At 60.4% G+C, this 20487-nt stretch carries 22 protein-coding genes and 1 pseudogene; 9 read left to right on the top strand and 14 right to left on the bottom strand.

The features are described from left to right. Nucleotides 1-155 precede the first annotated feature (155 nt). Nucleotides 156-857, bottom strand: a complete 702-nt coding sequence (gene queC / locus AC5S27_RS23110; protein ID WP_493936915.1) for a 7-cyano-7-deazaguanine synthase QueC — start codon at nucleotides 855-857, stop codon at nucleotides 156-158. A gap of 132 nt (nucleotides 858-989) precedes the next feature. Continuing rightward, on the bottom strand, nucleotides 990-2171 hold the full coding sequence (locus AC5S27_RS23105) for a carboxypeptidase-like regulatory domain-containing protein (protein WP_493936914.1): 1182 nt from the start codon (nucleotides 2169-2171) through the stop codon (nucleotides 990-992). Nucleotides 2172-2280: 109 nt separating this feature from the next. On the opposite strand from AC5S27_RS23105, the gene AC5S27_RS23100 reads away from it, so the two are divergent. The 3 genes from AC5S27_RS23100 to AC5S27_RS23090 are packed head-to-tail and all read left to right on the top strand — an operon-like array spanning nucleotide 2281 to nucleotide 4651. Beyond that, entirely contained in the window at nucleotides 2281-2853 is a 573-nt protein-coding gene (locus tag AC5S27_RS23100; RefSeq protein WP_493936913.1) for a GNAT family N-acetyltransferase, read from the top strand. Continuing rightward, nucleotides 2850-4244 (top strand): methylenetetrahydrofolate--tRNA-(uracil(54)-C(5))-methyltransferase (FADH(2)-oxidizing) TrmFO, encoded by a 1395-nt coding sequence (gene trmFO / locus AC5S27_RS23095; RefSeq protein ID WP_493936912.1) that lies wholly within the window; start codon nucleotides 2850-2852, stop codon nucleotides 4242-4244. The genes AC5S27_RS23100 and trmFO overlap by 4 nt, the downstream gene beginning before the upstream one ends. Nucleotides 4245-4261: 17 nt before the next feature. Beyond that, nucleotides 4262-4651, top strand: coding sequence for a hypothetical protein (locus tag AC5S27_RS23090; RefSeq protein WP_493936911.1), 390 nt, complete (start codon nucleotides 4262-4264; stop codon nucleotides 4649-4651). A 25-nt stretch (nucleotides 4652-4676) separates the two neighbouring features. Here AC5S27_RS23090 and AC5S27_RS23085 read toward each other — a convergent pair. The 5 genes and pseudogenes from AC5S27_RS23085 to AC5S27_RS23065 form a co-directional block, all read right to left on the bottom strand. After that, nucleotides 4677-5132, bottom strand: a pseudogene (locus AC5S27_RS23085) (PIN domain-containing protein); the annotation flags it as partial. 53 nt (nucleotides 5133-5185) lie between these two features. After that, a complete protein-coding gene (locus AC5S27_RS23080; RefSeq protein ID WP_493936910.1) occupies nucleotides 5186-5446 on the bottom strand; it encodes a UPF0175 family protein in 261 nt (86 codons plus the stop codon). Between the two features lie 46 nt (nucleotides 5447-5492). After that, the gene (der, locus tag AC5S27_RS23075) at nucleotides 5493-7163 is read right to left on the bottom strand and encodes a ribosome biogenesis GTPase Der (protein ID WP_493936909.1); all 1671 of its coding nucleotides are present in this window, start codon (nucleotides 7161-7163) and stop codon (nucleotides 5493-5495) included. Nucleotides 7164-7277: 114 nt separating this feature from the next. Further along, nucleotides 7278-7664, bottom strand: coding sequence for a type II toxin-antitoxin system VapC family toxin (locus tag AC5S27_RS23070; RefSeq protein ID WP_493936908.1), 387 nt, complete (start codon nucleotides 7662-7664; stop codon nucleotides 7278-7280). After that, complete coding sequence (locus tag AC5S27_RS23065; protein WP_493936907.1) at nucleotides 7661-7972, bottom strand: type II toxin-antitoxin system Phd/YefM family antitoxin; 312 nt, start codon at nucleotides 7970-7972, stop codon at nucleotides 7661-7663. The genes AC5S27_RS23070 and AC5S27_RS23065 overlap by 4 nt, the downstream gene beginning before the upstream one ends. Before the next feature lie 90 nt (nucleotides 7973-8062). On the opposite strand from AC5S27_RS23065, the gene AC5S27_RS23060 reads away from it, so the two are divergent. Both AC5S27_RS23060 and yoaA read left to right on the top strand, forming a co-directional pair. Beyond that, nucleotides 8063-8500, top strand: a complete 438-nt coding sequence (locus AC5S27_RS23060) for a DUF1810 domain-containing protein (RefSeq protein WP_493936906.1) — start codon at nucleotides 8063-8065, stop codon at nucleotides 8498-8500. 83 nt (nucleotides 8501-8583) lie between these two features. Then, nucleotides 8584-10566: a DNA repair helicase YoaA gene (gene yoaA / locus AC5S27_RS23055; protein ID WP_493936905.1), complete on the top strand. Its 1983-nt coding sequence runs from the start codon at nucleotides 8584-8586 to the stop codon at nucleotides 10564-10566. Here the strand turns inward: yoaA and AC5S27_RS23050 are convergent. Further along, nucleotides 10450-10908, bottom strand: coding sequence for a type II toxin-antitoxin system RelE/ParE family toxin (locus AC5S27_RS23050; protein ID WP_493936904.1), 459 nt, complete (start codon nucleotides 10906-10908; stop codon nucleotides 10450-10452). The two genes, yoaA and AC5S27_RS23050, sit on opposite strands and share 117 nt — an antisense overlap. Further along, the gene (locus tag AC5S27_RS23045) at nucleotides 10881-11111 is read right to left on the bottom strand and encodes a hypothetical protein (protein ID WP_493936903.1); all 231 of its coding nucleotides are present in this window, start codon (nucleotides 11109-11111) and stop codon (nucleotides 10881-10883) included. The genes AC5S27_RS23050 and AC5S27_RS23045 overlap by 28 nt, the downstream gene beginning before the upstream one ends. Nucleotides 11112-11251: 140 nt before the next feature. Here AC5S27_RS23045 and AC5S27_RS23040 point away from each other — a divergent pair, with 140 nt between their 5' ends. Further along, nucleotides 11252-11512, top strand: a complete 261-nt coding sequence (locus AC5S27_RS23040; RefSeq protein ID WP_493936902.1) for a hypothetical protein — start codon at nucleotides 11252-11254, stop codon at nucleotides 11510-11512. A 37-nt stretch (nucleotides 11513-11549) separates the two neighbouring features. After that, nucleotides 11550-11927, top strand: a complete 378-nt coding sequence (queD, locus tag AC5S27_RS23035) for a 6-carboxytetrahydropterin synthase QueD (RefSeq protein WP_493936901.1) — start codon at nucleotides 11550-11552, stop codon at nucleotides 11925-11927. A gap of 13 nt (nucleotides 11928-11940) precedes the next feature. On the opposite strand, the gene AC5S27_RS23030 is transcribed toward queD, so the two are convergent. The 4 genes from AC5S27_RS23030 to AC5S27_RS23015 form a co-directional block, all read right to left on the bottom strand. Next, nucleotides 11941-13131: an MFS transporter gene (locus tag AC5S27_RS23030; protein WP_493936900.1), complete on the bottom strand. Its 1191-nt coding sequence runs from the start codon at nucleotides 13129-13131 to the stop codon at nucleotides 11941-11943. A 76-nt stretch (nucleotides 13132-13207) separates the two neighbouring features. Continuing rightward, nucleotides 13208-15025, bottom strand: coding sequence for a tetratricopeptide repeat protein (locus tag AC5S27_RS23025; RefSeq protein ID WP_493936899.1), 1818 nt, complete (start codon nucleotides 15023-15025; stop codon nucleotides 13208-13210). A gap of 172 nt (nucleotides 15026-15197) precedes the next feature. Further along, on the bottom strand, nucleotides 15198-16883 hold the full coding sequence (locus AC5S27_RS23020; protein WP_493936898.1) for a tetratricopeptide repeat protein: 1686 nt from the start codon (nucleotides 16881-16883) through the stop codon (nucleotides 15198-15200). A gap of 126 nt (nucleotides 16884-17009) precedes the next feature. Beyond that, entirely contained in the window at nucleotides 17010-17765 is a 756-nt protein-coding gene (locus AC5S27_RS23015; RefSeq protein ID WP_493936897.1) for a TIGR00266 family protein, read from the bottom strand. Between the two features lie 197 nt (nucleotides 17766-17962). Between AC5S27_RS23015 and AC5S27_RS23010 the strand changes: the two genes are divergently transcribed. Continuing rightward, complete coding sequence (locus tag AC5S27_RS23010; RefSeq protein ID WP_493936896.1) at nucleotides 17963-18967, top strand: carbohydrate kinase family protein; 1005 nt, start codon at nucleotides 17963-17965, stop codon at nucleotides 18965-18967. 17 nt (nucleotides 18968-18984) lie between these two features. Continuing rightward, a complete protein-coding gene (locus AC5S27_RS23005) occupies nucleotides 18985-19461 on the top strand; it encodes a DinB family protein (RefSeq protein ID WP_493936895.1) in 477 nt (158 codons plus the stop codon). 120 nt (nucleotides 19462-19581) lie between these two features. Here AC5S27_RS23005 and AC5S27_RS23000 read toward each other — a convergent pair whose 3' ends face one another. After that, the gene (locus AC5S27_RS23000) at nucleotides 19582-20487 is read right to left on the bottom strand and encodes a Nif3-like dinuclear metal center hexameric protein (RefSeq protein WP_493936894.1); all 906 of its coding nucleotides are present in this window, start codon (nucleotides 20485-20487) and stop codon (nucleotides 19582-19584) included.

Here is a 20487-nt window from a genome sequence, read left to right as displayed (position 1 = left end):
TGTCTTGACACGAGCATCGAGCACTCCGCTCGATTGAATTCGGTTGGGCGGTACCGGCTGCGGCGTTCCGACGCCTTCACCCTTCGATCGTATTGGATGCAGGTGGCTGGCGATACGTGAGGTCAGCCTTCCACCCCGGCGGATTTTCGCTTCAATTACCGCTCCATCGGAGCATAACGGATTGGATCAGACGCTCCGGCTGCGGCAAATGCGCGCAGACGCAGGATGCAACTCTCGCAGGTACCGCACGCTTCCTGCTCTTCCCTGTAGCAGGACCACGTTAAATCCAAAGGTGCTTTGCGTTCAAGGCCAAGCGAGACAATCTCCGCTTTATTCATGGCGATGAGCGGTGTCCGCATCTCAATTTTGCCGTCTCGTGTACCGGTTCGTATCAGTTGTTGGAACGCCTCATAATACGCTGGCCGGCAATCCGGGTAGCCGGAGCTGTCCTGTTCCACCGCGCCAATGTAAATCCGCTCGGCGCCCAGCACCTCGGCCCAGCTCACCGCAGCCGAGAGAAAATGCGCGTTGCGGAAGGGCACATAGGTCACCGGCACCTGCTGGCCAATCTCCTCCGACGGCCCGGCATCGGGCACGGCGATCCTGGAGTCAGTCAGCGCAGAGCCGCCAATCGTGCGAAAGAGGTCGATGCGAAGATGCAGAAAATCGGTCATTTTCAGCTGCGTCGCCACTTCGCGGGCAGCGGTCAACTCGCGCGCTTCGGTACGCTGGCCGTAGCTGAAGTGCAGGGCATACGCGTCCGTCTCCTGCGCGGCCAGCGTGGCGGTTACACAACTATCCATGCCTCCCGAGAGGCAAACGACGGAACGTATACGGGATGAAGGCTCAGTACTCACTCGTTTATGGTACCGTCCGCGCCCAAACGCGGAGTGTTCTGGCGGAGAGGTTCCGGCAAAAACGCGGCTGCTTCAACATTGCCGCTCCCGTCGATGTATGCGGCGAATCTTCGGTCCGGGCCGGTTCCTTGACTATTCAGAATCGTCTTTCTTATCGCGCTTCTTCTTCAGCCAGCCGATCAGCAGGCCCAGCAGGATAAACCCGCCGCCTCCCGGCAATACATATTTCACCCAGTTCATCGGGTGCAGCCAGAAATTGTCCTTCGCATCATGCGCCAGGTCACCGATACTGCGCGTGCCAACGGTAACCGTCTTGTCTGTCGAATCCAACGGCTGCTGCACATTCTGCGCCGGGTCCTTGTAAATCACAAAGGCCTGAAACTTCAGCTTCTGGTTGTCGCCAGTATGGTTCGGCGTCACCGTCCATGTCCACGTCTGGCTGCCGTTCAGCGGCACAAACTGCTCGTCCGGGTTATCTCCGTGGACAATGGTGAACTCGTTCGGATTATCGGCCTGCGAGATTTCCACCCGCATGAACTCGGCCACCTTCAACTGCGCAGGCAGCGTCTGGTCTCCCTGGCTGGCAGGCACGGCCGCCTTGTATCCGTAGATTGTCACAGCAACCGTCTCCGGCTCGCCAAGGGTCATCTGCTGCGGCACATCGTAGACAATGGAGCCGTTCTTGAGCTGTTGAAACCACGCCGCCTCCTGCTCGGCCAGAGAGTAAGCCGGATCCGAGTGAACCGGTTGGGACACCGCCGGCAGCGGTGGCGGCGGGGCCAGCTGCACCGGAGGAGTGGGGGCAGCAGGTGGCGGAGGAGCAATCGGACCCGGGTGCGCAGACCCTGAGATGGTCGGTTCGGGAGCTGCAATCATCGCCACATCCGCCTGCGGTGCGTGGCCCGTTGCCACGGTCAGAGCATCCAGCCGCGTAGAACGAAAGCCAGCCCGGTCGATCAGCAGGGAATATTTGCCCGCAGGCAGTCCCACTCCACAATATCTGCCTGCAACATCGGTGGTCAGCGTATGAATCGCGCCGTTCGCCTCGACGATACGCACAGAAACTCCAGCCAGTGCCGCACCCTTCGCGTCGCGGACCGTACCCGACACCGAGCACTGCATCGCGGCCCCAGGCGCAAGCTCGCTCAGATGCACGGAGTGTGCAAAAATCTCTTTCGGCGTCGGCTCTTTCGCAGTCACTCCAGGGTGCGGAAGCGCCTTCGGCAGCGGCCCCTGTGCGTTTGAGACACAGGAGAGCAACGCTCCGGCAGGTATGAGAATCGCAGTTAAAATCGCAATCGTTGTCCGACGCACTTCACTCTCCAGCCGCTTGAATGCGGATTCAGGTAACGTTGTACTATGAGCCGGTCCTGAGGAACAGCCGTTTTCTTCCTCGCTCCTGCGCGCCAGGCGATTCTTGCACATGCAGAGCCTGCAAATCTTCGATTTCAGATTGGTCGATCCCCTTACGATGTCTTCAAACCTCAAAACAACGATTCGTCCTGCCGTCGCCGCTGACGTGCCGCTGATCCTCGCATTCATTCGCGGCCTCGCCATCTACGAGCGCGAGCCAGACGCAGTAACTGCGACAGAAGCCGACCTGCTCCGCGACGGCTTCGGCGAAAATCCCTACTTCCACTGCATCATCGCCGAGCACGATCTCGGACAGGGCCAGAAACCGGCGGGTTTCGCTTTTTACTTCTTCAATTACTCCACCTGGACCGGCCGCCCCGGTCTCTACCTCGAAGACCTCTTCGTCAATCCCGAGTTCCGCGGCCTGGGCATCGGCAAGGCGCTGTTGGCGCGGGTCGCGGCAATCGCCGTCGAAAAAGGCTGCCCGCGCCTGCAATGGGAAGTCCTAGACTGGAACACCCCGGCGGTCGATTTCTATGCTTCCCTGGGCGCAGACTTCCTCGACGAGTGGCGCAACGTCCGCATGACCACGGAAGCCATCGCCAAGCTGGCCGCGCACGATAAAGCAGAGGTGCAGGCATGAGCTCGACAGTAAAGAAAATCCGCGTCATCGGCGGCGGCCTCGCTGGTCCTGAAGCTGCGCTCACCGCAGCCAGCCTGGGGTGCGAAGTCGAGCTCCACGAGATGCGCCGTGAAGTCGATGGAAAGCCGCTGCTGACCCCCGCCCACCAGACCACTGAGTTCGGCGAACTGGTCTGCTCCAACTCCCTCAAGAGCGAGTCGCCCAATACCGCCCCATGGCTGCTCAAGCAGGAGATGCGCCGCGCTGGTTCGCGCCTCATCGCCCTCGCCGACGCAACAGCCGTCCCCGCTGGTCATGCGCTCGCCGTGGATCGTGTTGAGTTCTCGCGCCTCATCGCCGAAGCCATCGCCGCCGAGCCGCGCATCACCGTCATCCGCGACGAAGTGACGTCGCTTGATGCGGATGAGAACACGCTGACCATCGTGGCTTCAGGCCCGCTGACTTCAGATGCCCTCAGCACCGAGATCGCCAAGCTCACCGGCGCCGATCATCTCGCGTTCTACGACTCCATCTCGCCCATCGTCGACGCCGAAACCATCGACATGAATCGCGTCTACTTCGCCGCGCGCTGGGACAAGGGTACAGCCGATTACATCAACTGCCCGATGACCCGCGAAGAGTACGACATCTTCCTGAACGCCCTCACCACCGCCGAGGCCGCCGAAGCCAAGGAGTGGGAGAAGGCCGAGTACTTCGAAGGCTGCCTGCCCATCGAAATCCTCGCCCGTCGCGGCCCCGATACATTGCGCTTCGGCCCCATGAAGCCCGTAGGTCTGCGCGACCCGCGCACCGGCAAGACCCCGTGGGCCGTCGTGCAGCTGCGCAAGGAAAACCTGCGTGCCGACAGCTACAACCTCGTCGGCTTCCAGAATCACCTCAAGTACGGCGAGCAGGCAAAAGTTCTCCGCCTCATCCCCGGCCTCGAGAACGCAAAGTTCCTGCGCTACGGCCAGATCCATCGCAACACGTACATCAATTCGCCGACCGTGCTCGACGACCGCCTGCGCATGAAAGCTCACCCGCACATCTTCTTCGCCGGGCAGATCTCAGGCGTCGAAGGCTACACCGAATCGATCGCCTCTGGCCTGCTCGCCGGCATCTACGCCGCAGCTATCGCGCACGGGGAAGACCCCACGGCCGCGCCGCGTCAATCGGCCCTGGGCTCGCTGGTCAACTACATCACGCAAGCCGATCCGAAGCACTTCCAGCCAGCCAACATTACGTTCGATTTGCTCGTCCCACTCGAAGAAGAAATGCGCAAGAAAGTCCGCGACAAGAAAGAGCGCCATCGCATCGTCTGCGAGCGCGCCCTGGCAGCTTTCGACGACTGGTGGGCAAACAGTTTTGCAAATGAATCAGGCCGAAGAAACTTTTCGCCCGCCGGTGTCTAATGTCATGAGGGGGTAGCTTGCCGATGGCGATGCTGGGCGCTCAGGAAATCCTGTCCAATCCCATCGTTGAATTCGTGCTCCGCGCTGCCCTCGGCGCGTACATCATCTACGCCGCGCGCAGTTTCTATATCGACCCGCTAGGCTACTTCCGCCGCTGGATGCCGCAGATGCGGGAACTGCTCTGGATGAAGCTGCTGATCCGCTTCATCGCCGCCTTCTGCGTCTGGGGCGGATGTTTCATTCTCGCCACCGCTATCGCCACGCAGATCCTCGACCAGCACGGCCTGCTGTGGGCCATCGCGCTGGTGCTATTGGCCATTATCGCGACGTGGTTCCTGCTACCGAGTAACTCACCGATAACTCAGGACGGCGAATCCGGCCCCGGCAATCCATCAAGGTCAGAGTAAGTGGGATGTTTGCTTTGAATGTAGATCAGGACTTGTCCTCTGAGTCAATTGCCAGCATCGCTGCGAGTAGCTTGGGATGAACGCGAAAGTTTGTCCCTTGAAGCTCCCGTAAAGCTAGCTTCAGATCGACATAACCCAGCTCCGCACCTCTGGCCAGGACGCCCAGCGTGCCAGTCACAGTGAAACCCAATCGTTGCGCTTCAACTACGCCTGCCCGGTCATCCATCACAATCAGATCCGGTTTCCAAGTGAGCGCGCCAAGGAGCAACTGACGCTCCCCTGCATGGAGCGCGGTGGAAACATGTGCCGCCCCGGTTGTATCAGCAGGCTCACGTATCTCCAGCCAAAGCGGAGGCGTCTGCATCCATAAGCGAACAGCCTCTGGTGTGCGCTCGGCTTGTAATTCCTCTGCAACTTTTACAGGAATAATAATCCTGCCGTATAACTGGTCGAAGAGGCGGCTTTGCCCTATAAGAATGAGGTAGCGTAGCGGCTAGGTATCACAGAGTACGACCCGCATCTTTCGAGTCCTACCTACAAACCCAGCTGCTTATGCACTTCGATATCCTGCTGCAGATCCTTCAGCGAATATTCGAGCCACACCTCGCGCCGCTTCAGAAAGCCATCCAATTCGTAGCGATCCAGACCGAGCAGCATCGCCAGCTCGCTCTCTGTCAACCGATGCGCCCGGAAAGCTTCCACCGCCATATCTTCCAGCGCCGCCCGAGATGGATCCGCGCCCGCAGGGACAATCTGCTGGGCGAGAGAGTCCGGTAGTTCGACGGTAAATTGCATAGCGTGAGCATACCACCAGTCTTAGCGGGTTGCAGCCTGACTTCGGCTACTTCTTATCCGCGTTCCGGGCCCGAATCTTGAACCAGATCGGCGTTCCCTCAAACCCGAAATTCTGTCGAATCTGGTTCTCCAGGAAGCGCTGAAACGCAAAGTGGAGCTGAATCTTGCGGTCCGTGAACAGCACAAACGTCGGCGGAGCCACAGCTGCCTGCGTCATATAGAAGATGCGAATCCGCTTGGCCATCGGCACAGGAGCGCGCTGGAAGTCGATCTTGTCCAGGAAGCGATTCATCTGCCCGGTCGTGACGCGTTTGCGACGCTCCTTGGCAATGTGCTTGACCTCCTGCATCAGCTTCTTCAGGTTGCTTCCTTCCGCCGCTGAGATGAAGAGCACCGGAGCATAGTTCAAATACTTGAGCGCATGCCGCACCTGCTCCTCATAGATAGCCCGATCCGCAGGAGCCTTGCCATCGGTGCGCGCGGTAGTCAGCAGATCCCACTTGTTGACGACGACGATCACCGACCGCCCGCTCTCATGGGCATAGCCGCCAATGTGCGCATCGTTCGCGGTCACACCCTCGGTCGCGTCAATCATCAGAATCGCCACATCGCACGACTCAAGATGCCGCCGCGCCATGACGACCGATAGCTTCTCCGCCATCAAATGCGTCTTGCCCTTGCGCCGGATTCCCGCTGTATCGATCAATCGCAGCCGCTGCCCGTCGTATTCGACGACTTCATCGACAGCGTCACGCGTCGTCCCGGCAATGGGCGAAACGATCGCTCGCGAAGTCCCGGTCAGCGCATTCAGCAGCGTCGACTTGCCCACGTTGGGCCGCCCAATGATCGCAACGGAAGTTTCATGTTGCTCAAACTCACCATGCGTCCGGTGAATTGGCTGGTCGTCCCGCCCTGGCTTGAGTTCCGCCTCGGCATCGAGATCGTCCTCGGTCAGCAGATCCTCTTCAGGTCCGAACTCGCTTGGATCGATGGGCAGATCAAGCTCTCCGTCTTCATCATCCTCATCGTCTTCAATTTCCGGACCCATGTCCTCTTCGATCTCATCTTCCGCGTCCTCATCAAAGACAACCTCGTCTTCCAGATCAGGCTCGTTCGGATCCAGCGGCTCGCTGTACGGCCCGGCGATTTCTTCGGCGCTCGGCGAAAACGCGGGCGCGGGCAGGCGGTCAAACATCGCATCCAGCAGGTCGCCAATGCCCAGCCCGTGCTCCGAGCTGATCATGAAGACTTCCTTGATACCCAGCTGGCGGAAGTTCTCCGCACCCGCCTGCACCGTTGGGTTCTCGACCTTGTTGATGACCAGAAAAGTCGGCTTTCCACCGCGAATGAGCATCTTCGCCAAGGTGAAATCAGGCGAAGCCAGCTCCGTCCGGGCGTCCACCACCATCATCAGCAGGTCGGCTTCTTCAATGCCCACACGCGCCTGCGCATAGATCTCGCTCGGAATGTAGTCCTTGTCGTCGGTGACGATGCCGCCCGTATCCACCAGGCGAATGATGCGTCCATCCCACTCCACATCGCCATAGATGCGGTCGCGCGTGATGCCAGGCTCGTCGCCTACAATCGAGCGGCGCGAGTGCGTGAGACGGTTAAACAGGGTGGACTTGCCCACATTGGGGCGTCCAACAATCGCCACCAGCGGCAGACGCGAACTCGCCGGCGTGGAAGGCACTACGGATTTGTGGTACTTCGACACGGTATAGCTCCGATCACGAATCGTTTGAGCGCGGGCGGCTTTGCAATGCGCACTCGGGGGATTCGAATTACCCCATTTTTATGACCCTGTTTCTATTGTCGCTTAGTTTCTGGTTTAGTCCCAGATGCGGTGGACGCCGTATGCGTCGAAGGTGCTGTCGTTGCTGAGGATGGGAACGTTGAGGTCGAAGGCCTGGGCGATGAGGAGGCGGTCGAACGGGTCGCGGTGGTGGCGTGGCAGGAGACCGGAGGCGATTGCCTGGGTGACAGTAATCGCTGCGATCGAAAAACCGACAGCGGTTTCTCGTTTTTCAAAGTCGAGAAGTAATCGAGTTCCGTTGAGCTTGCCGGTACCGGTCTTGATGGCGATTTCGCACGGAGTAACCAGAGAAATTAAGCCTTGCTGAGTGGTGTCCGAAATCAGCTTCAGAACTGTCTGCGAAAGCTTTTGAGGGGAATCGCGAAGCCAAAGATAGGTGTGCGTATCGAGCAGATATCTCATCCGGCTTTCTTCGTTGGGACGGCATCAGGGCGCATTGCGGCCTGGAGTCGAGCATCTTTCTCCGGGTTGTCGAACCCGTATTCGATCATCTGCTCATCCGTGAGGGGGTCAAAGACACCATCGTCATACTGAATGAGGCCTTCAAATCCACCGATTCTAGAGAATTTGGGTTCGGCTGCGGATTCGGTGATGGGTATGAGTTTGGCTACTGGCTTTGAGCCGCGCATCACGATCACTTCCTTGCCGGCTTCTGCTTCTTTGAGCAGCCTGGAGAAGTGGGTTTTCGCTTGGTGTACGGTGTAGGCCATGGACTAAGTATGCTTAGTCCACCCTGCAAAGTCAACCGCACAGGTTGAGATTTAAGGGCCTTGGCGTACATTGGCGAAGGGGGTAACGTGATGAAGACAGACGATCAGCACGACCCATACGATCTGCAACGGTTCGTCGATGCCCAAAGCCGCGTCATCGAGCAGGTGCGCGCCGAACTCCGCAGCGGCCAGAAGCGTGGCCACTGGATGTGGTTCATCTTCCCGCAAATCCGCGGCCTCGGCTCCAGCCCGACTGCTGTTCACTACGCCATCGCCTCTCGCGAAGAAGCAGCCGCCTACCTCAAACACCCCATCCTCGGCCCTAGGCTGATCGAATGCACCCAGCTGATGCTCGCCGTCAAAGGCCGCACCAGCGAGCAAATCCTCGGCGAAATCGACAGCCTCAAATTCCGCTCCAGCATGACCCTCTTCGCCGAAGCCACGCTCAAGGAAACCGTCTTCCAGGAAGCCCTGCAGAAGTACTTCGATGGCGAGCCCGACCCGCTGACGCTCGAAATACTTGAGTAACGGCCTTTCCGGGCATCGGCGCAGGCTCTTTCGCAATTTCTTCTCTATGATGGAAGCAGGATCAATCCGCGCCCGCCTCTCGAATGCCCGCCACCGAAGACACAATCCGCGCCCTGCCCAGCCTGCATGCCTTCTTTGCGCCGGGCGGCATTTTAGCCAACTCGCCGCTGCCCTACGAGTACCGCCCCGGGCAGCTGGAGATGGCCAAGGCCGTCGAGCGCGCCCTCGAAGAGAAGCGGCATCTCATCGTCGAAGCAGGCACAGGCACCGGAAAAACCCTCGCCTACCTGCTCCCGGCGCTTAGGACCGGCCGTCGCGTCATCGTCTCCACCGGCACCAAGGCCCTGCAGGATCAGCTCTTTTTCCGCGACATCCCCTTCCTGGAATCGCTGCTCGGCGATCTGCGGGTTTGTTATATGAAGGGCCGCGCCAACTACCTCTGCCGCCACAAGCTGGTCACGCTCACGGCGCATCCGGTGCTCACGGGCCTTGAGGAGATCGACCAGTTCCACCAGATCGCTGAGTGGGAGAAAACCACTGAAACCGGCGACCGCGCCGAGCTCTCCGGCCTGCCCGAGATCAGCGCCCTCTGGCACCGGCTCGACGCACGGAGCGAAGCCTGCCTCGGGTCCACTTGTCCTGATTACCAGCGCTGCTTCGTCACCGAAATGCGTCGCAAAGCGCAGGAAGCCGACGTGGTCATCGTCAATCACCATCTCTTCTTCGCCGACCTAGCCGTCCGCCAGCAGGCCTCCGGCGCGCCCGACGCGGGAGTCCTCCCTGAAGCAGGCGCGGTGATCTTCGATGAAGCCCACGAGCTCGAAGACATCGCCAGCAGCTACTTCGGCATTTCCGTCAGCAACCAGCGCTTCGAAGACCTCGTCCGCGATACGGAAGCGATGCTGAAGAAGTCCGACGGCTACGCCAGTGGACCGAACACGGCAGTGCTCATCGCAGGGCAGCAGCTGCGCGACCGCGCGCGCCTCTTCTTCTCGCAACTGCCCATGGCCGGAGATGGCCGCCAGCCCTTCGACAACCGCGAAGAGTTCCTCGAAACCCGCGGCGACCTCTACCTCAGCGTCAAGAACACCCTAGTCCGGCTCGAAGCCGACCTCGACCAGCTCCGCGGAATCGACGAAGCCCCCGGCCTGCGCAAGCGCGTCACCAACCTGCGCACCGAGCTCGAATTCCTCCTCGAATCGAACTCCGGCAACATGGTTTACTGGCTCGAACGGCGCGTCTCCGCCACGCTGCAGAAGCAGTCGCGCACGACCTTCCTGCAGGCCACGCCCATCGACGTTTCCAGCCTGCTCGACGCCCAGCTCTTCCAGAACTTTCCCACCGTCGTCCTCACCTCGGCCACGCTGACCGTGCAGGGCGGCTTCGAACACATCCGCAAGCGCCTTGGCCTCGAAGACGCGAGAGAACTCATCGTCCCCAGCCACTTCAAATACGAGCGCCAGGCCCTGCTCTACCTGCCGCCGGAGATGCCCGACCCCCGTGCCCCGGAGTTCCAGTCCGTCGCCGCCGAGTGCATCCGCCGCATTCTCGGCATCACCAAGGGCCGCGCCTTCTGCCTCTTTACCAGCTACAGCCAGATGCGAGACCTCTACGAGCGCCTGCTTCCGGTGCTCGAATACCCCATCCTGCTGCACGGCTCCGCCCCGCGCAACGTGTTGCTGGAGCAGTTCCGCGACACGCCCAACGCCGTCCTCTTCGGCACGTCCAGCTTCTGGCAGGGCGTCGACGTGCAGGGCGAACAGCTCAGCTGCGTCATCATCGACAAGCTGCCCTTCTCCGTCCCCAACGATCCGGTCGTCGCGGCGCGAATGAAGTTCATTGAAGACTCCGGCGGCAAGCCCTTCTTTGAGTACCAGGTCCCGTCGGCGGTCATCGCCCTCAAACAGGGCTTTGGCCGTCTCATCCGCTCGCTCGAAGACCGCGGCGTCTTAGTCCTCCTCGACCCCCGCATCCGTCAGAAGCGTTACGGCCAGGCCTTCCTCGAAAGCCTGCCACCCTACAAAGTCACCACGTCGATCACCGATGTGGAGTTGTTCTTCGAGTAGCTCAGCGGAAGTGACACTGCTATTTGTCAGGGTCTTGGCTAGCCGCCATTCCTGCGACCCATGCAGAATTCGAATCAGATGTACGAAATTCTGATCGACGGAGTAGACGATCACATGCGGTAGCCGCGGCAGCACAAGCTCTCGGGTACCGCCCTTCCGTCCCGGCCTGCCTTTTTCTGGAAATTGCTTGAGAGACTTCGCCCCTGCGTAGATTCGTTCGAGGGTCGATTCAGCAAAGCTAGGCAGGTGGGAATGCAGATACTCAGCGATCAATTCAAGATCGCGCGCCGCAGCAGGCGACCAGCGCAGCCGCTTCAAGCCTTCAGCAGCCTCGCAAAACACTCATCCATCTGATCTTCCTCGATGAATTCGCCACTCGCAATCTGATCGAGCCCAACCTGGACCTGCGCATCAAACCATTCCCCATGAGCGATCATGCGGTCAATTGCTTCCACCACGAGCTCCTGGGTACTCAAACCGGTCTGAGTGGCCAGGGTGGCAAGCGGACCCTGCTGACGATCCAGGATTTCGACTTCCATACTCATAGTAGAAAACCTAGGAGCATCGGAACGCCCTGTCAAGTTGCGAGCCGCCGCAAAATCATCCGATCCTGGCAGCAGCGCCAAAGTGGGAATAGCCTCTGAGACTGTCCCGAGCTGTTCAAGCGTAAAATTGAAGAGTACCCATGTCCCGCAGCTTCTACTTCCTCGCCGCCACCTTCGCCATCCTCTCGCTGGTCTCCTGCGGGATGACGTTCGTGCCGTCGAGCTTCCAACCAGGCCTGCCCGCCAACGCATCCCTCTGGCGAACACTGGCCATCTTCCTCATGCTTCTCGGGCTGGTCTCCACGCTGATCGGGTCGATGTCGCATCTCTTTGAACAGGTAGACCGTCGCACCGACGAGCGCCGCCGCGCCGAACGCGAAAAGCGCCGGAAAAATCTGTAACTCCATTTGAATCTGAAAACGGAAAGAACTCAGACCCATGTATGAAGTAACCGTAGACGCCGGCTTCTCCTCAGGACACTACCTGCGCAATTACCAGGGCAAGTGCGAAAACCCCCACGGACACAACTACAAGGTGCGCGTCACCCTCGCCGGCCGCGAACTCGACGAGACCGGCCTCCTGCTCGACTTCAAGCTACTCAAGCACGTCCTGCGCCCGGTCATCGACCGCATCGACCACCAGATGCTCAACGACATCGAGCCCTTCATCGAGCTCAACCCGTCCGCAGAGAACATCGCCCGCTTCTTCTACGAGCAGACCAGCCAGCAGCTCAACGAAATGACCCAGGGCCGCGTCCGCGTAAAAGACTGCACCATATGGGAAACCGACACCACCACAGCCACTTACTACGAGTAGGCTTGCGCGGGACTCAGTGCACGGGGATGAAGTCACTTACAGGGCCTTCATCGGGATCGCTCATCTGGTTGCGGTCCAGCCGGATAGCCACTACGCACAGCACGATCACGACCGCCATCATCACCGCCCCCAGCAGCGGTAGAGAACGATAGCCATATCCCCACGACAGGGCCAGACCACCAAAGCTGGCCCCCAGCGCATTGCCCATATTGAATGCACCCTGATTCAGCGTGGAAGCCAGGTTAGGCGCCCGGCGCGCCTTGTCCACAATGCGCGATTGCAGCGGCGCGATCGCCATGAAGTGCAGCAGTCCCCAGATCAGCACCGTCACTGCCATCACAGTCGCGTGCGGCTCGGCCAGCGGCATCACCAGCAGGATCGCCAGCACCGCAACGCAGCCGTATATGGTCGTCGGCATCGGTCTCCAGTCGCCCAGCTTGCCGCCAAGGATGTTGCCAACCGTAATGCCCACCCCGAACAGCACCAGCACCCATGTAATCATGCTCTGCGAAACATGCGTCACCGCATCCAGCATCGGCGCAATGTAGGTGTACACCGTGAAGAGCGAGATAGAGCTGATCGTGCTCAGCGCCAGTACCAGCTGCACCTTCGGTTTCAGAACAGTCCTGAATTCATGCGCCAGCGCCACCGGCTGTGCCGCCATTTTGGGCACCAGCGCCAGAATGCCCGCCATCGCGATAAGGCCGATCGGCGCAATGCAGACAAAGGTCCAGCGCCATCCGATCGCATGGCCGATCGCAGTCCCTGCGGGCACACCCACCACGTTCGCCAGCGTTAGCCCACTGAACATCAGCGTGACTGCCTGCACGCGCTGATGCCTCGGCACAAGATTGGCCGCCACGATGCTGCCCGTCCCAAAAAATGCTCCGTGGGACAGTGCCGTCACAATGCGCGCCGCCAGCATCAGCCCAAAGGTCGGCGCAATCGCACAGGTCAGGTTGCCCAGCACAAAGATGCCCATCAGCAGCACCAGCGTCTTCTTGCGCTCCATCCGCGAGAGGGCAAGCGCCACCAGCGGCGAACCGATCGTCACGCTCAGCGCATAGCCGCTCACCAGCACACCCGCCTTGGGAATGCTCACATGGAAGTCGCGTGCCAGGTCCGGCAGCAAGCCCATGATGATGAACTCGGTCGTGCCGATACCGAAAGCCGCCGTCGTGAGGGCAAGAATGGATTTCTGCATAAGCTCAATAGGATGACAGCGCCGCGCAAAAGGGTTCCAATTCCCGGCAGCGCTACTCCATCTTAAGCAGTAAGCCTCACGGCTCTTTCGCAATCGCCAGCATCCGGCGCATGAAGTCGTCCTCAGGGAAGTTCTCCAGGTACTTCTCCATCGCAGCCTCGGCCTCCGTGTATTCCTTTGCCGAGATCAGGCTCATCACCAGCGTCTTCTGCAGCGGAGCATTGTACGGATCCAGCATCACCGCCTTCTGCGCCATTACCACGGCCTCGGCCGCCTGCCCGCGTTTGTCTGCAATCTGTGCCAGGTCCGCATACACAGCAGGTTGCGCCGGATCGAGCCGCAGCGAGTCCTGCAAATGGACCACAGCCTCATCCAGCCGGCCTTCCGCAAATGCGTTATGCCCCAAAGTAGCCTGCACCAGTGCATTCTCCGGCTCAGTCCGCTCCAGTTCCGCCAGCGTCTTCGCATACGCCGCCGCATACACCGGCGACTGGATCTTCAACTGCTCATAAGCCTGCAACAACGTAATTGCCGGCGGCGGAGCACTATCGCCCGGCGAGCGATTGAGATAGATCAGATCCGGCAACGCAGCGGTAGTTTGCTCAAACGCGGCATCCGGAAATGGCTCATCCGCACGCCGCACAATGCGATGATTCGTAACACTGGTATGCGCAATCGCAACGCCGTCACGCTTCTGCATGTGGCAGCCAATGCAGTTATCCTTCACCGGCACAGTCGCCGCCCGCGCAGCCATTGGCTCCTTGCAGCTCTGCGCCGTATGGCAGCTCATGCACTTTCCGTTGAAGTATGCAGGAGCCTCGGCAGCCGTCGGCTCCACATGGGGATCATGGCAGGTAATACAGCGCATCTGCTTGTTGTCGGCAAGCCCGGCACTCGCCCGGTAGCACTTGCTCATCGTCATCGAGTAGTAGTGCTCCACATGGTCCTCGCGTGGAGGATTTTCCCGTGTCGGCGGCACCATCAGGATGGCCATGATGCGGTTCAGCGGCATGCCCGGACGAAAGTCCTGATAACTCTTCCCCGGCTGAAAGACACGCGTGTCGCCAGTCTGATGGCAGGACATGCAGATATCATCCGCAAGATGCCCTGCCATGGATGCGGGGTTGGCAATCGTCGGGTCTTTGCCCTTCGCATACGACTCGCCCATGCCCATCGCGCGAACGTGTGCCGACCCCGGCCCATGGCAGTTCTCGCAGCCAATCGCAAGCTGGCTAAACGGCGGATTCTTGTACTCTCCCGGCCGGTCAGCAACAGGCTCAGGCCGCCCGCTATGGCAGTTAATGCATCCCGGCACCACCACGCGATTGAAGCCGTAATCGCCGCGCTGGTATCCAGGCGAGAGTTCCCATTTCCCTGTAAGCGGATAGTAGGAAAGCGGAGCTTCGAAAATATAGTCGCCACGAGGATTCACTCGTTTGATCAGCGCTCCAAGGCCATTCGCATTTGCACCGACAATCCATTCAATCTGGTGCGTATTACGGAAGACTTCTTTACCGGCAGCATCGATCTGAAACTCGCTCTGGTACAGCTTTCCGTCCACCACGCGAACTTCAAAATGCCGGTCCAGCTTATGGTCATACACATCCGCCGACAGCGGCACAGCGCGCAGAAACTCCGGAAGTGAAGAAGTCCCGCCAGCCACCTCCGATATCGATTGTCCCATGCTGGTATGGGTGAACTTCTGATAGATCGCAGCATGGCAACGCGAGCAGGCCGCAGACCCCACATAGTCCTCTGCATGCGCAGACGCCTCTGCGCGAGAAGCATGTCTCTCCTCGGCAAAGGCGCCTGCGGCATAGAGCAGTCCTGCAATCATTGCCAGGATGACTATGGTGGCTCCCAGCCCACAGCGGGCTACGGGTTCATTGGGCACGCGCCCAAGAAGCCATCGGTTTGTCATGCGGGGGAAGACGCACCGCCCGCCGCGGAAGTTTAACGATTTACTTCGAGAAAATGTAAAGATTTGTCACAACAAACATCCGTGACAAACTCTGTCGATATCGCCAATTATTTCTGATTGAGTTACCGGTCACTTACTCGCGAAGCTACTCCCTGGCCATAGCCAGCATCTTGCGCATGAAGTCATCTTCCGGAAACTTCTCCAGATACTTCACCATCGCCGCCTCAACTTCGTCATAGTGTTTTCCTGCAATCAGCCGTGAAATCAGCGTCTTCTGCAGCGGCGCTACAAATGGATCCAACTCCACCGCCTTCTTCGCATAGGCAATCGCCTGCTCCGCCTGCCCGCTCAAATCCGCAGCCTCGGAAAGATCCACATACACCGCCGGCTGCCGCGGCTCCAGCGCAAGCGAATGCTGCAAATGGGCAATCGCCTCAGGCAGCCGCCGATCCTCAAGATCGCGGTGCCCCAGCGCCGCCTGCACAATCGCATTCTCAGCACCTGTCGTTTCGAGCTCGGACAGCGTAGTCCGCCACGCCGCCAGATACTGCGGACGTCCCGGCTTCAGCAACTCGTAAGCCTGCAGCCGCGCTAGCGCCGGAACCGGACCAGCCTTCGCCCCGCGTGCGCCAACAGCATTCAGGTGAATCAGGTCCGGCATCGCCGTCGTCGTCTGCGTAAATGCCTCCTCGGGAAAAGCCTCATCCGGGCGTGCCAGTATCCGGTGATTCGTAATGCTCGAGTGCGAAATCACCACCACATCCCGCTTCGGCATATGGCACCCGATGCAGTTATCCGCGGGCGTCGTCGCCTGTCTTACGGCGGTCGAGGCCGTGCAGCTCGCCGTCGTATGGCAGCTCATACACTTGCCGTTGTAATACGCCGGAGCCTCAGCCGCCGCTGGCTCCACATGCGGATCATGGCACGTGATACACCGCATCTGCTTCGATGCCGGCAGGCTCGCCGAGGCCCGAAAGCACTTGCTCAAACTCATCGAGAAGTAGTGCTCTACGTGATCATCCTGCGGAGGATTCTCACGCGACGGCGGCACCTGGAAGATCGAGACCGTCTTATCCAGCGGCTCGCCCGGACGAAAGTCCTGGTATGTCTTACCCGGCTGCAGCACCCGCGCATCGCCCGTCTGGTGGCAGCCCATGCAGATGTCATCCGCCAGCTGCCCGGTCAGGTTCGCCGGATTCACGATTGTCTTGTCATGCCCCTTGGCATTTTCCTCGCCACGGCCCATCGCCGCCACATGCGCCGCACCTGGCCCGTGGCAGTTCTCGCAGCCGACGGCAGTCTGCGTAAACGCCGTCGGCGCATACTTCCCGGTAGCGCCCGCCACCGGCTGCGGCCGTCCGCTGTGGCAGTAGATGCACCCCGGCAGAATGATGCGGTTAAACCCGTAATCGCCGTTCTGATACCCCGGCGAAAGATCCCACTTCGCCGCCCGCGTGTAGTACGAGAGCGGCCCCTGGAAGAGATACTCGTCGCGCCGCAGCAGCCCGCCAAACCCGTTCTCGCCCGTCCCGATAATCCACTCGATCGGATGCGTATTCCGGAAGATCTCTTTCCCGTCCGCGCCAATCTGAAACTCGCTCTGGTAGAGCTTCCCGTCTTCGCCCCGTACTTCAAAGCTATGCCCGGACTTCGCGTCGTAATACGTAGCAGGCACCGGCAAAGTCTTCAGAAACTCCGGCGTGACGGGAGTTAAAGATCGCCCCATGCTCGTATGCCCAAACTGGTTGGCAATCGCAGCATGGCACCGCGAACAGGCCGCGCTCCCCACGTAGCCGCTCTTGTCCTGAGCCCTCGCCGGAACGCACGCCATCGCGCATGCGAACAGACACACAATCAGTTTCAGAACAGACTTAGGGGAGAAGCGCATCGCCAGAAAACAATCGCAGGTTTCCAGAAGTCCTGTCCAGATGAGAGACGGGATCTACTTCATCCCGTCCTACTTCATCCCATCCAGCAGCGACCCGATCACCCCGCCAACCACGCCACCCTCAACCCGCTCGCGCCCACCCGAGGGCAGATACTGCTGCAACTGGTGCGCCAGCCGCGAAAGCGGCAGTGTCTGCAGCCACACCCGTCCCGGCCCGGTCAGTTGCGCCAGAAAGATCCCGTCCCCGCCAAAGATCATGTTCTTGATCCCGCGTACCGTCGTGATCTGAAAATTGATGCTCGACTGGAACGCCCCCACATGCCCCGGATGCACGCGCAAAACTTCTCCCGGCTGCAAATCCTTCACCACTACTTCGCCAGAAAGCTCCAGCCACGCCGTCCCCACGCCGCTCACCCGTTGCAGCAGGAACCCATCGCCACCAAAGATGCCCGCCCCCAGCGACTGCTGAAAGCCAACCCCCAGCTGAATCTGCGAAGTAGCGCAAAGAAACCCATGCCGGTGAATCATGAAGTCATATCCCGGCTGCACCTCCACCGGCACAATATGCCCCGGCACCCGCGTCGCAAAGGCCACCTCGCCCGGCGCTCCCCACGCCCGGTACTCGGTCATGAACAGGCTTCCACCGCCGGCCACTCGCTTCAGCGCACCAAAGAATCCGCCACCGCCCATCATCTGCGTGTGTGTCGTCATCTGGATCGAGGCCGACATCCACGAAAGCTCGCCCGCCTCCGAAATCACGCAGTCATTCGGTTGCAGCAGAAATTCCAGCACCGGCATAGTCGTGCCAACAATGCGAGCTTGCATGAGCGATTCTCCAGGGGCAGCCAAGCCGCCCAACTTTCAGGGGAAGTATACATCCAGGCTCGGCGGATTTCGGCGGTGAGGGTAGGCCGGGGATTCATCCCCGGCACAAAAGCAGAAAAATCGGAATGGGGCTTTAGCCCATGAGGTATCACCGCCGCGGGCAACCTGCAAGACAACCCGGCATTTATATTGAAACAATGACGCCTTTGCCCCACGCCGACAGGATTGTCGACCTCGTCGGTGTTGGATTGAACGCCACCGACACCCTCATTCCCCTCCCGCACTATCCCGCCCGCGGCTCCAAGATGGAATACCGTTCCGAGTCCATCCTGCCCGGTGGCCAGGTCGCCAGCACCGTCGTCGCCTGCGCTCAGTGGGGCCTCAACACCCGCTACGTCGGCAAACTCGGCGAAGACTCCGCTGCCGCTCTGCACCGCCGCGCCTTTGACCAGGCAGGCGTCGAAACCCGCATCGTCAGCGTCCCCGGCGGCGTCAGCCCGCAGTCGCTCATCCTCGTCGACGGCTCCGGCGAACGCACCGTGCTCAACCGCCGCGACCACCGCCTCGTCCTCCAGCCCGAAGAAATCGACCGGTCCTGGATCGAAACAGCCCGCGCCCTGCACGTCGACGGCTGCGATACCGCCGCCGCCACGCTCGCCGCCCGCTGGGCCCGCGCCGCCGGAATTCCAGTCGTAGCCGATCTAGACGAAATTTACCCCGGCGTCGACGATCTGCTCGAAAACATCGACTACCTCGTCGTCAGCCGAAACTTCCCCTGCCAGCTCATGCAGGAGCCCGACTGCGACCAGGGCCTCGAACTCGCCCTCCGCCGCATGGAGGTCCGCTACGGCGCCAAACTCACCGCCGCCACCCTCGGTCCGGACGGCGTTCTCGCATGGGACGGCAGCCAGTTCCACTACGCCGCCGCCTTCCGCGTCCCGGTCGTAGACACTACCGGCGCCGGAGACATCTTCCACGCCGGCTTCATCTACGGCCTGCTGCAAGGTTGGCCGCTCCAGCGCCAGCTCGACTTCGCCTGCGCCGCGGCCGCATTGAATTGCACAGCCGCCGGAGCCAGAGGCGGCATCCAATCCGTGGAAGCGATCGAAGAACTCATGGCTACCGGCGAACGCTACGCATGCACGATCACGTTGCCTAAGCTGGGTCTCGCCGAGCAAGTTCTAGCAGATCGCTCCGTTTAAGAATCCACGGAGACCCAATGGAAAACGACGCAAGCCTGCGCCAGCACCTCGTCAACCTGCTCACCAAGGCCGAAGCCCACGCCGACTTCGAATCCGCCATCAAGGACTTCCCCGAACACCTGCGCGGCGTCACCCCGCAGGGCGGCGACCACTCCGCCTGGGAGTTCCTCGAGCACATCCGCTACACCCAGCACGACATCCTCGACTTCTCCACCAACCCCGACTACAAAGAAGCCAAGTGGCCTGACGACTACTGGCCCAAGCGTACGGCCCCGCTCAACGACGAAGCCTGGGAAGAAAGCATCGCCGCCTATCGCAAGGACCTGAAAGCCCTCTGCGCCCTGGTTAGCGACAAGGAAACCAACCTCTTCGCCAAAATCCCCCACGGCGACGGCCAGACCATCCTCCGCGAAGCCATGCTCACCGCCGACCACACCTCATATCACGTAGGCCAGATCGTCCTCGTCCGCAAACTCCTCGGCTGCTGGAAATAGGGTAGGCCGAGCGTTGTCGCCAATGGCAGTTTTAGGTTTGAGGTAGGCCGGGGATTCATCCCCGGCATTGGCGGGAGCAAAAGAGATGGGGCTTCAGCCCCTGCGGTATGCTTTCATGTCCTAGCCCGCGGCGGGGTGGTCCGGGCTCCAGAACGGCTCCCTCGCCGCCACAAACTCCACCGGCACCTCAGTCACGAATCCCCGCAGCCAATCCGCGCAAAGCATCATCCCACCCTGCTCCGACAGCACATGCCCCACCACAATCAGCGCCTTCTTCTGGCCCGACTGGATGCTGTCCTGGCAATACTCCACCAGCTCCCACTCGCGCGTCTCCCCGCAGATCAGCACATCCGTCCCTGGCTGCGAAAAGATCTTGATCCCGCCCTCGCGCCCGCAGAATCCCCAGCTCGTCTCCACATGCCGCACCGGCAACGCCGGATCGCCCAGCACCCGCATCGTCCGTGCCTTCAGCTTCGCCTGCATCTCCTGCGCAAACTTAGCCAGCGGCACGCCATCAAAGGTCAGCTTCTTCGGATCAGCCGGATCGTTGACATTCTTCTGCCAGCCCAGCTGATTCACCATTCCCTGCGCAATCCCATCCACCGGCTTGCGAAAGTGCCAGTGATCATGAAAGTGAAACAGCGTCACATCGTGCTTCCGGCAATAGTCCAGCTTGTAGAGCAGCGTAGCGTCGTCCTTGATATCGTCCGTCTGATCCTGGTGCAGGTAGAAGGGCGTCTCATGCGTCACGATCATATTGCGCCCCTGAGCAACGCAGCGCTCGATCACATCCAGCGTCGCCATCATCGTCACAGCAATACCCAGCACCGGCGTGTCGGGCGAACCAGTCAGCAGATTGTCCACCGTCTTCGGAAACCACGGCACACCAACATTCTTCTTGATCCGCTCGATGACCTCGCCGGCCGTCAGGCGAGTCGCACCCTGCCCAAAGGCCACGCCCGAAGCCAAAACCCCACCAGCAATCACAAACTCCCGCCGCGAAAACCCGCCCGCCAACCCGCCCAT

Source organism: Acidicapsa borealis (genome assembly GCF_059115245.1).
The sequence above is the reverse complement of the archived record's forward strand: the minus strand, read 5'-3'. Positions and strand labels throughout refer to the sequence as shown.

What these genes read in the sequence shown, in the direction of transcription:
- AC5S27_RS23100 (WP_493936913.1), top strand. Translation starts at nt 2,281, where the DNA reads ATGCAGAGCCTGCAAATCTTCGATTTCAGATTGGTCGATCCCCTTACG.
- trmFO (WP_493936912.1), top strand. Translation starts at nt 2,850, where the DNA reads ATGAGCTCGACAGTAAAGAAAATCCGCGTCATCGGCGGCGGCCTCGCT.
- AC5S27_RS23080 (WP_493936910.1), bottom strand. Translation starts at nt 5,446, where the DNA reads ATGCAATTTACCGTCGAACTACCGGACTCTCTCGCCCAGCAGATTGTC.
- AC5S27_RS23070 (WP_493936908.1), bottom strand. Translation starts at nt 7,664, where the DNA reads ATGAGATATCTGCTCGATACGCACACCTATCTTTGGCTTCGCGATTCC.
- AC5S27_RS23065 (WP_493936907.1), bottom strand. Translation starts at nt 7,972, where the DNA reads ATGGCCTACACCGTACACCAAGCGAAAACCCACTTCTCCAGGCTGCTC.
- AC5S27_RS23060 (WP_493936906.1), top strand. Translation starts at nt 8,063, where the DNA reads ATGAAGACAGACGATCAGCACGACCCATACGATCTGCAACGGTTCGTC.
- yoaA (WP_493936905.1), top strand. Translation starts at nt 8,584, where the DNA reads ATGCCCGCCACCGAAGACACAATCCGCGCCCTGCCCAGCCTGCATGCC.
- AC5S27_RS23045 (WP_493936903.1), bottom strand. Translation starts at nt 11,111, where the DNA reads ATGAGTATGGAAGTCGAAATCCTGGATCGTCAGCAGGGTCCGCTTGCC.
- AC5S27_RS23040 (WP_493936902.1), top strand. Translation starts at nt 11,252, where the DNA reads ATGTCCCGCAGCTTCTACTTCCTCGCCGCCACCTTCGCCATCCTCTCG.
- queD (WP_493936901.1), top strand. Translation starts at nt 11,550, where the DNA reads ATGTATGAAGTAACCGTAGACGCCGGCTTCTCCTCAGGACACTACCTG.
- AC5S27_RS23030 (WP_493936900.1), bottom strand. Translation starts at nt 13,131, where the DNA reads ATGCAGAAATCCATTCTTGCCCTCACGACGGCGGCTTTCGGTATCGGC.
- AC5S27_RS23020 (WP_493936898.1), bottom strand. Translation starts at nt 16,883, where the DNA reads ATGGCGTGCGTTCCGGCGAGGGCTCAGGACAAGAGCGGCTACGTGGGG.
- AC5S27_RS23015 (WP_493936897.1), bottom strand. Translation starts at nt 17,765, where the DNA reads ATGCAAGCTCGCATTGTTGGCACGACTATGCCGGTGCTGGAATTTCTG.
- AC5S27_RS23010 (WP_493936896.1), top strand. Translation starts at nt 17,963, where the DNA reads ATGACGCCTTTGCCCCACGCCGACAGGATTGTCGACCTCGTCGGTGTT.
- AC5S27_RS23005 (WP_493936895.1), top strand. Translation starts at nt 18,985, where the DNA reads ATGGAAAACGACGCAAGCCTGCGCCAGCACCTCGTCAACCTGCTCACC.
- AC5S27_RS23000 (WP_493936894.1), bottom strand. Translation starts at nt 20,487, where the DNA reads ATGGGCGGGTTGGCGGGCGGGTTTTCGCGGCGGGAGTTTGTGATTGCT.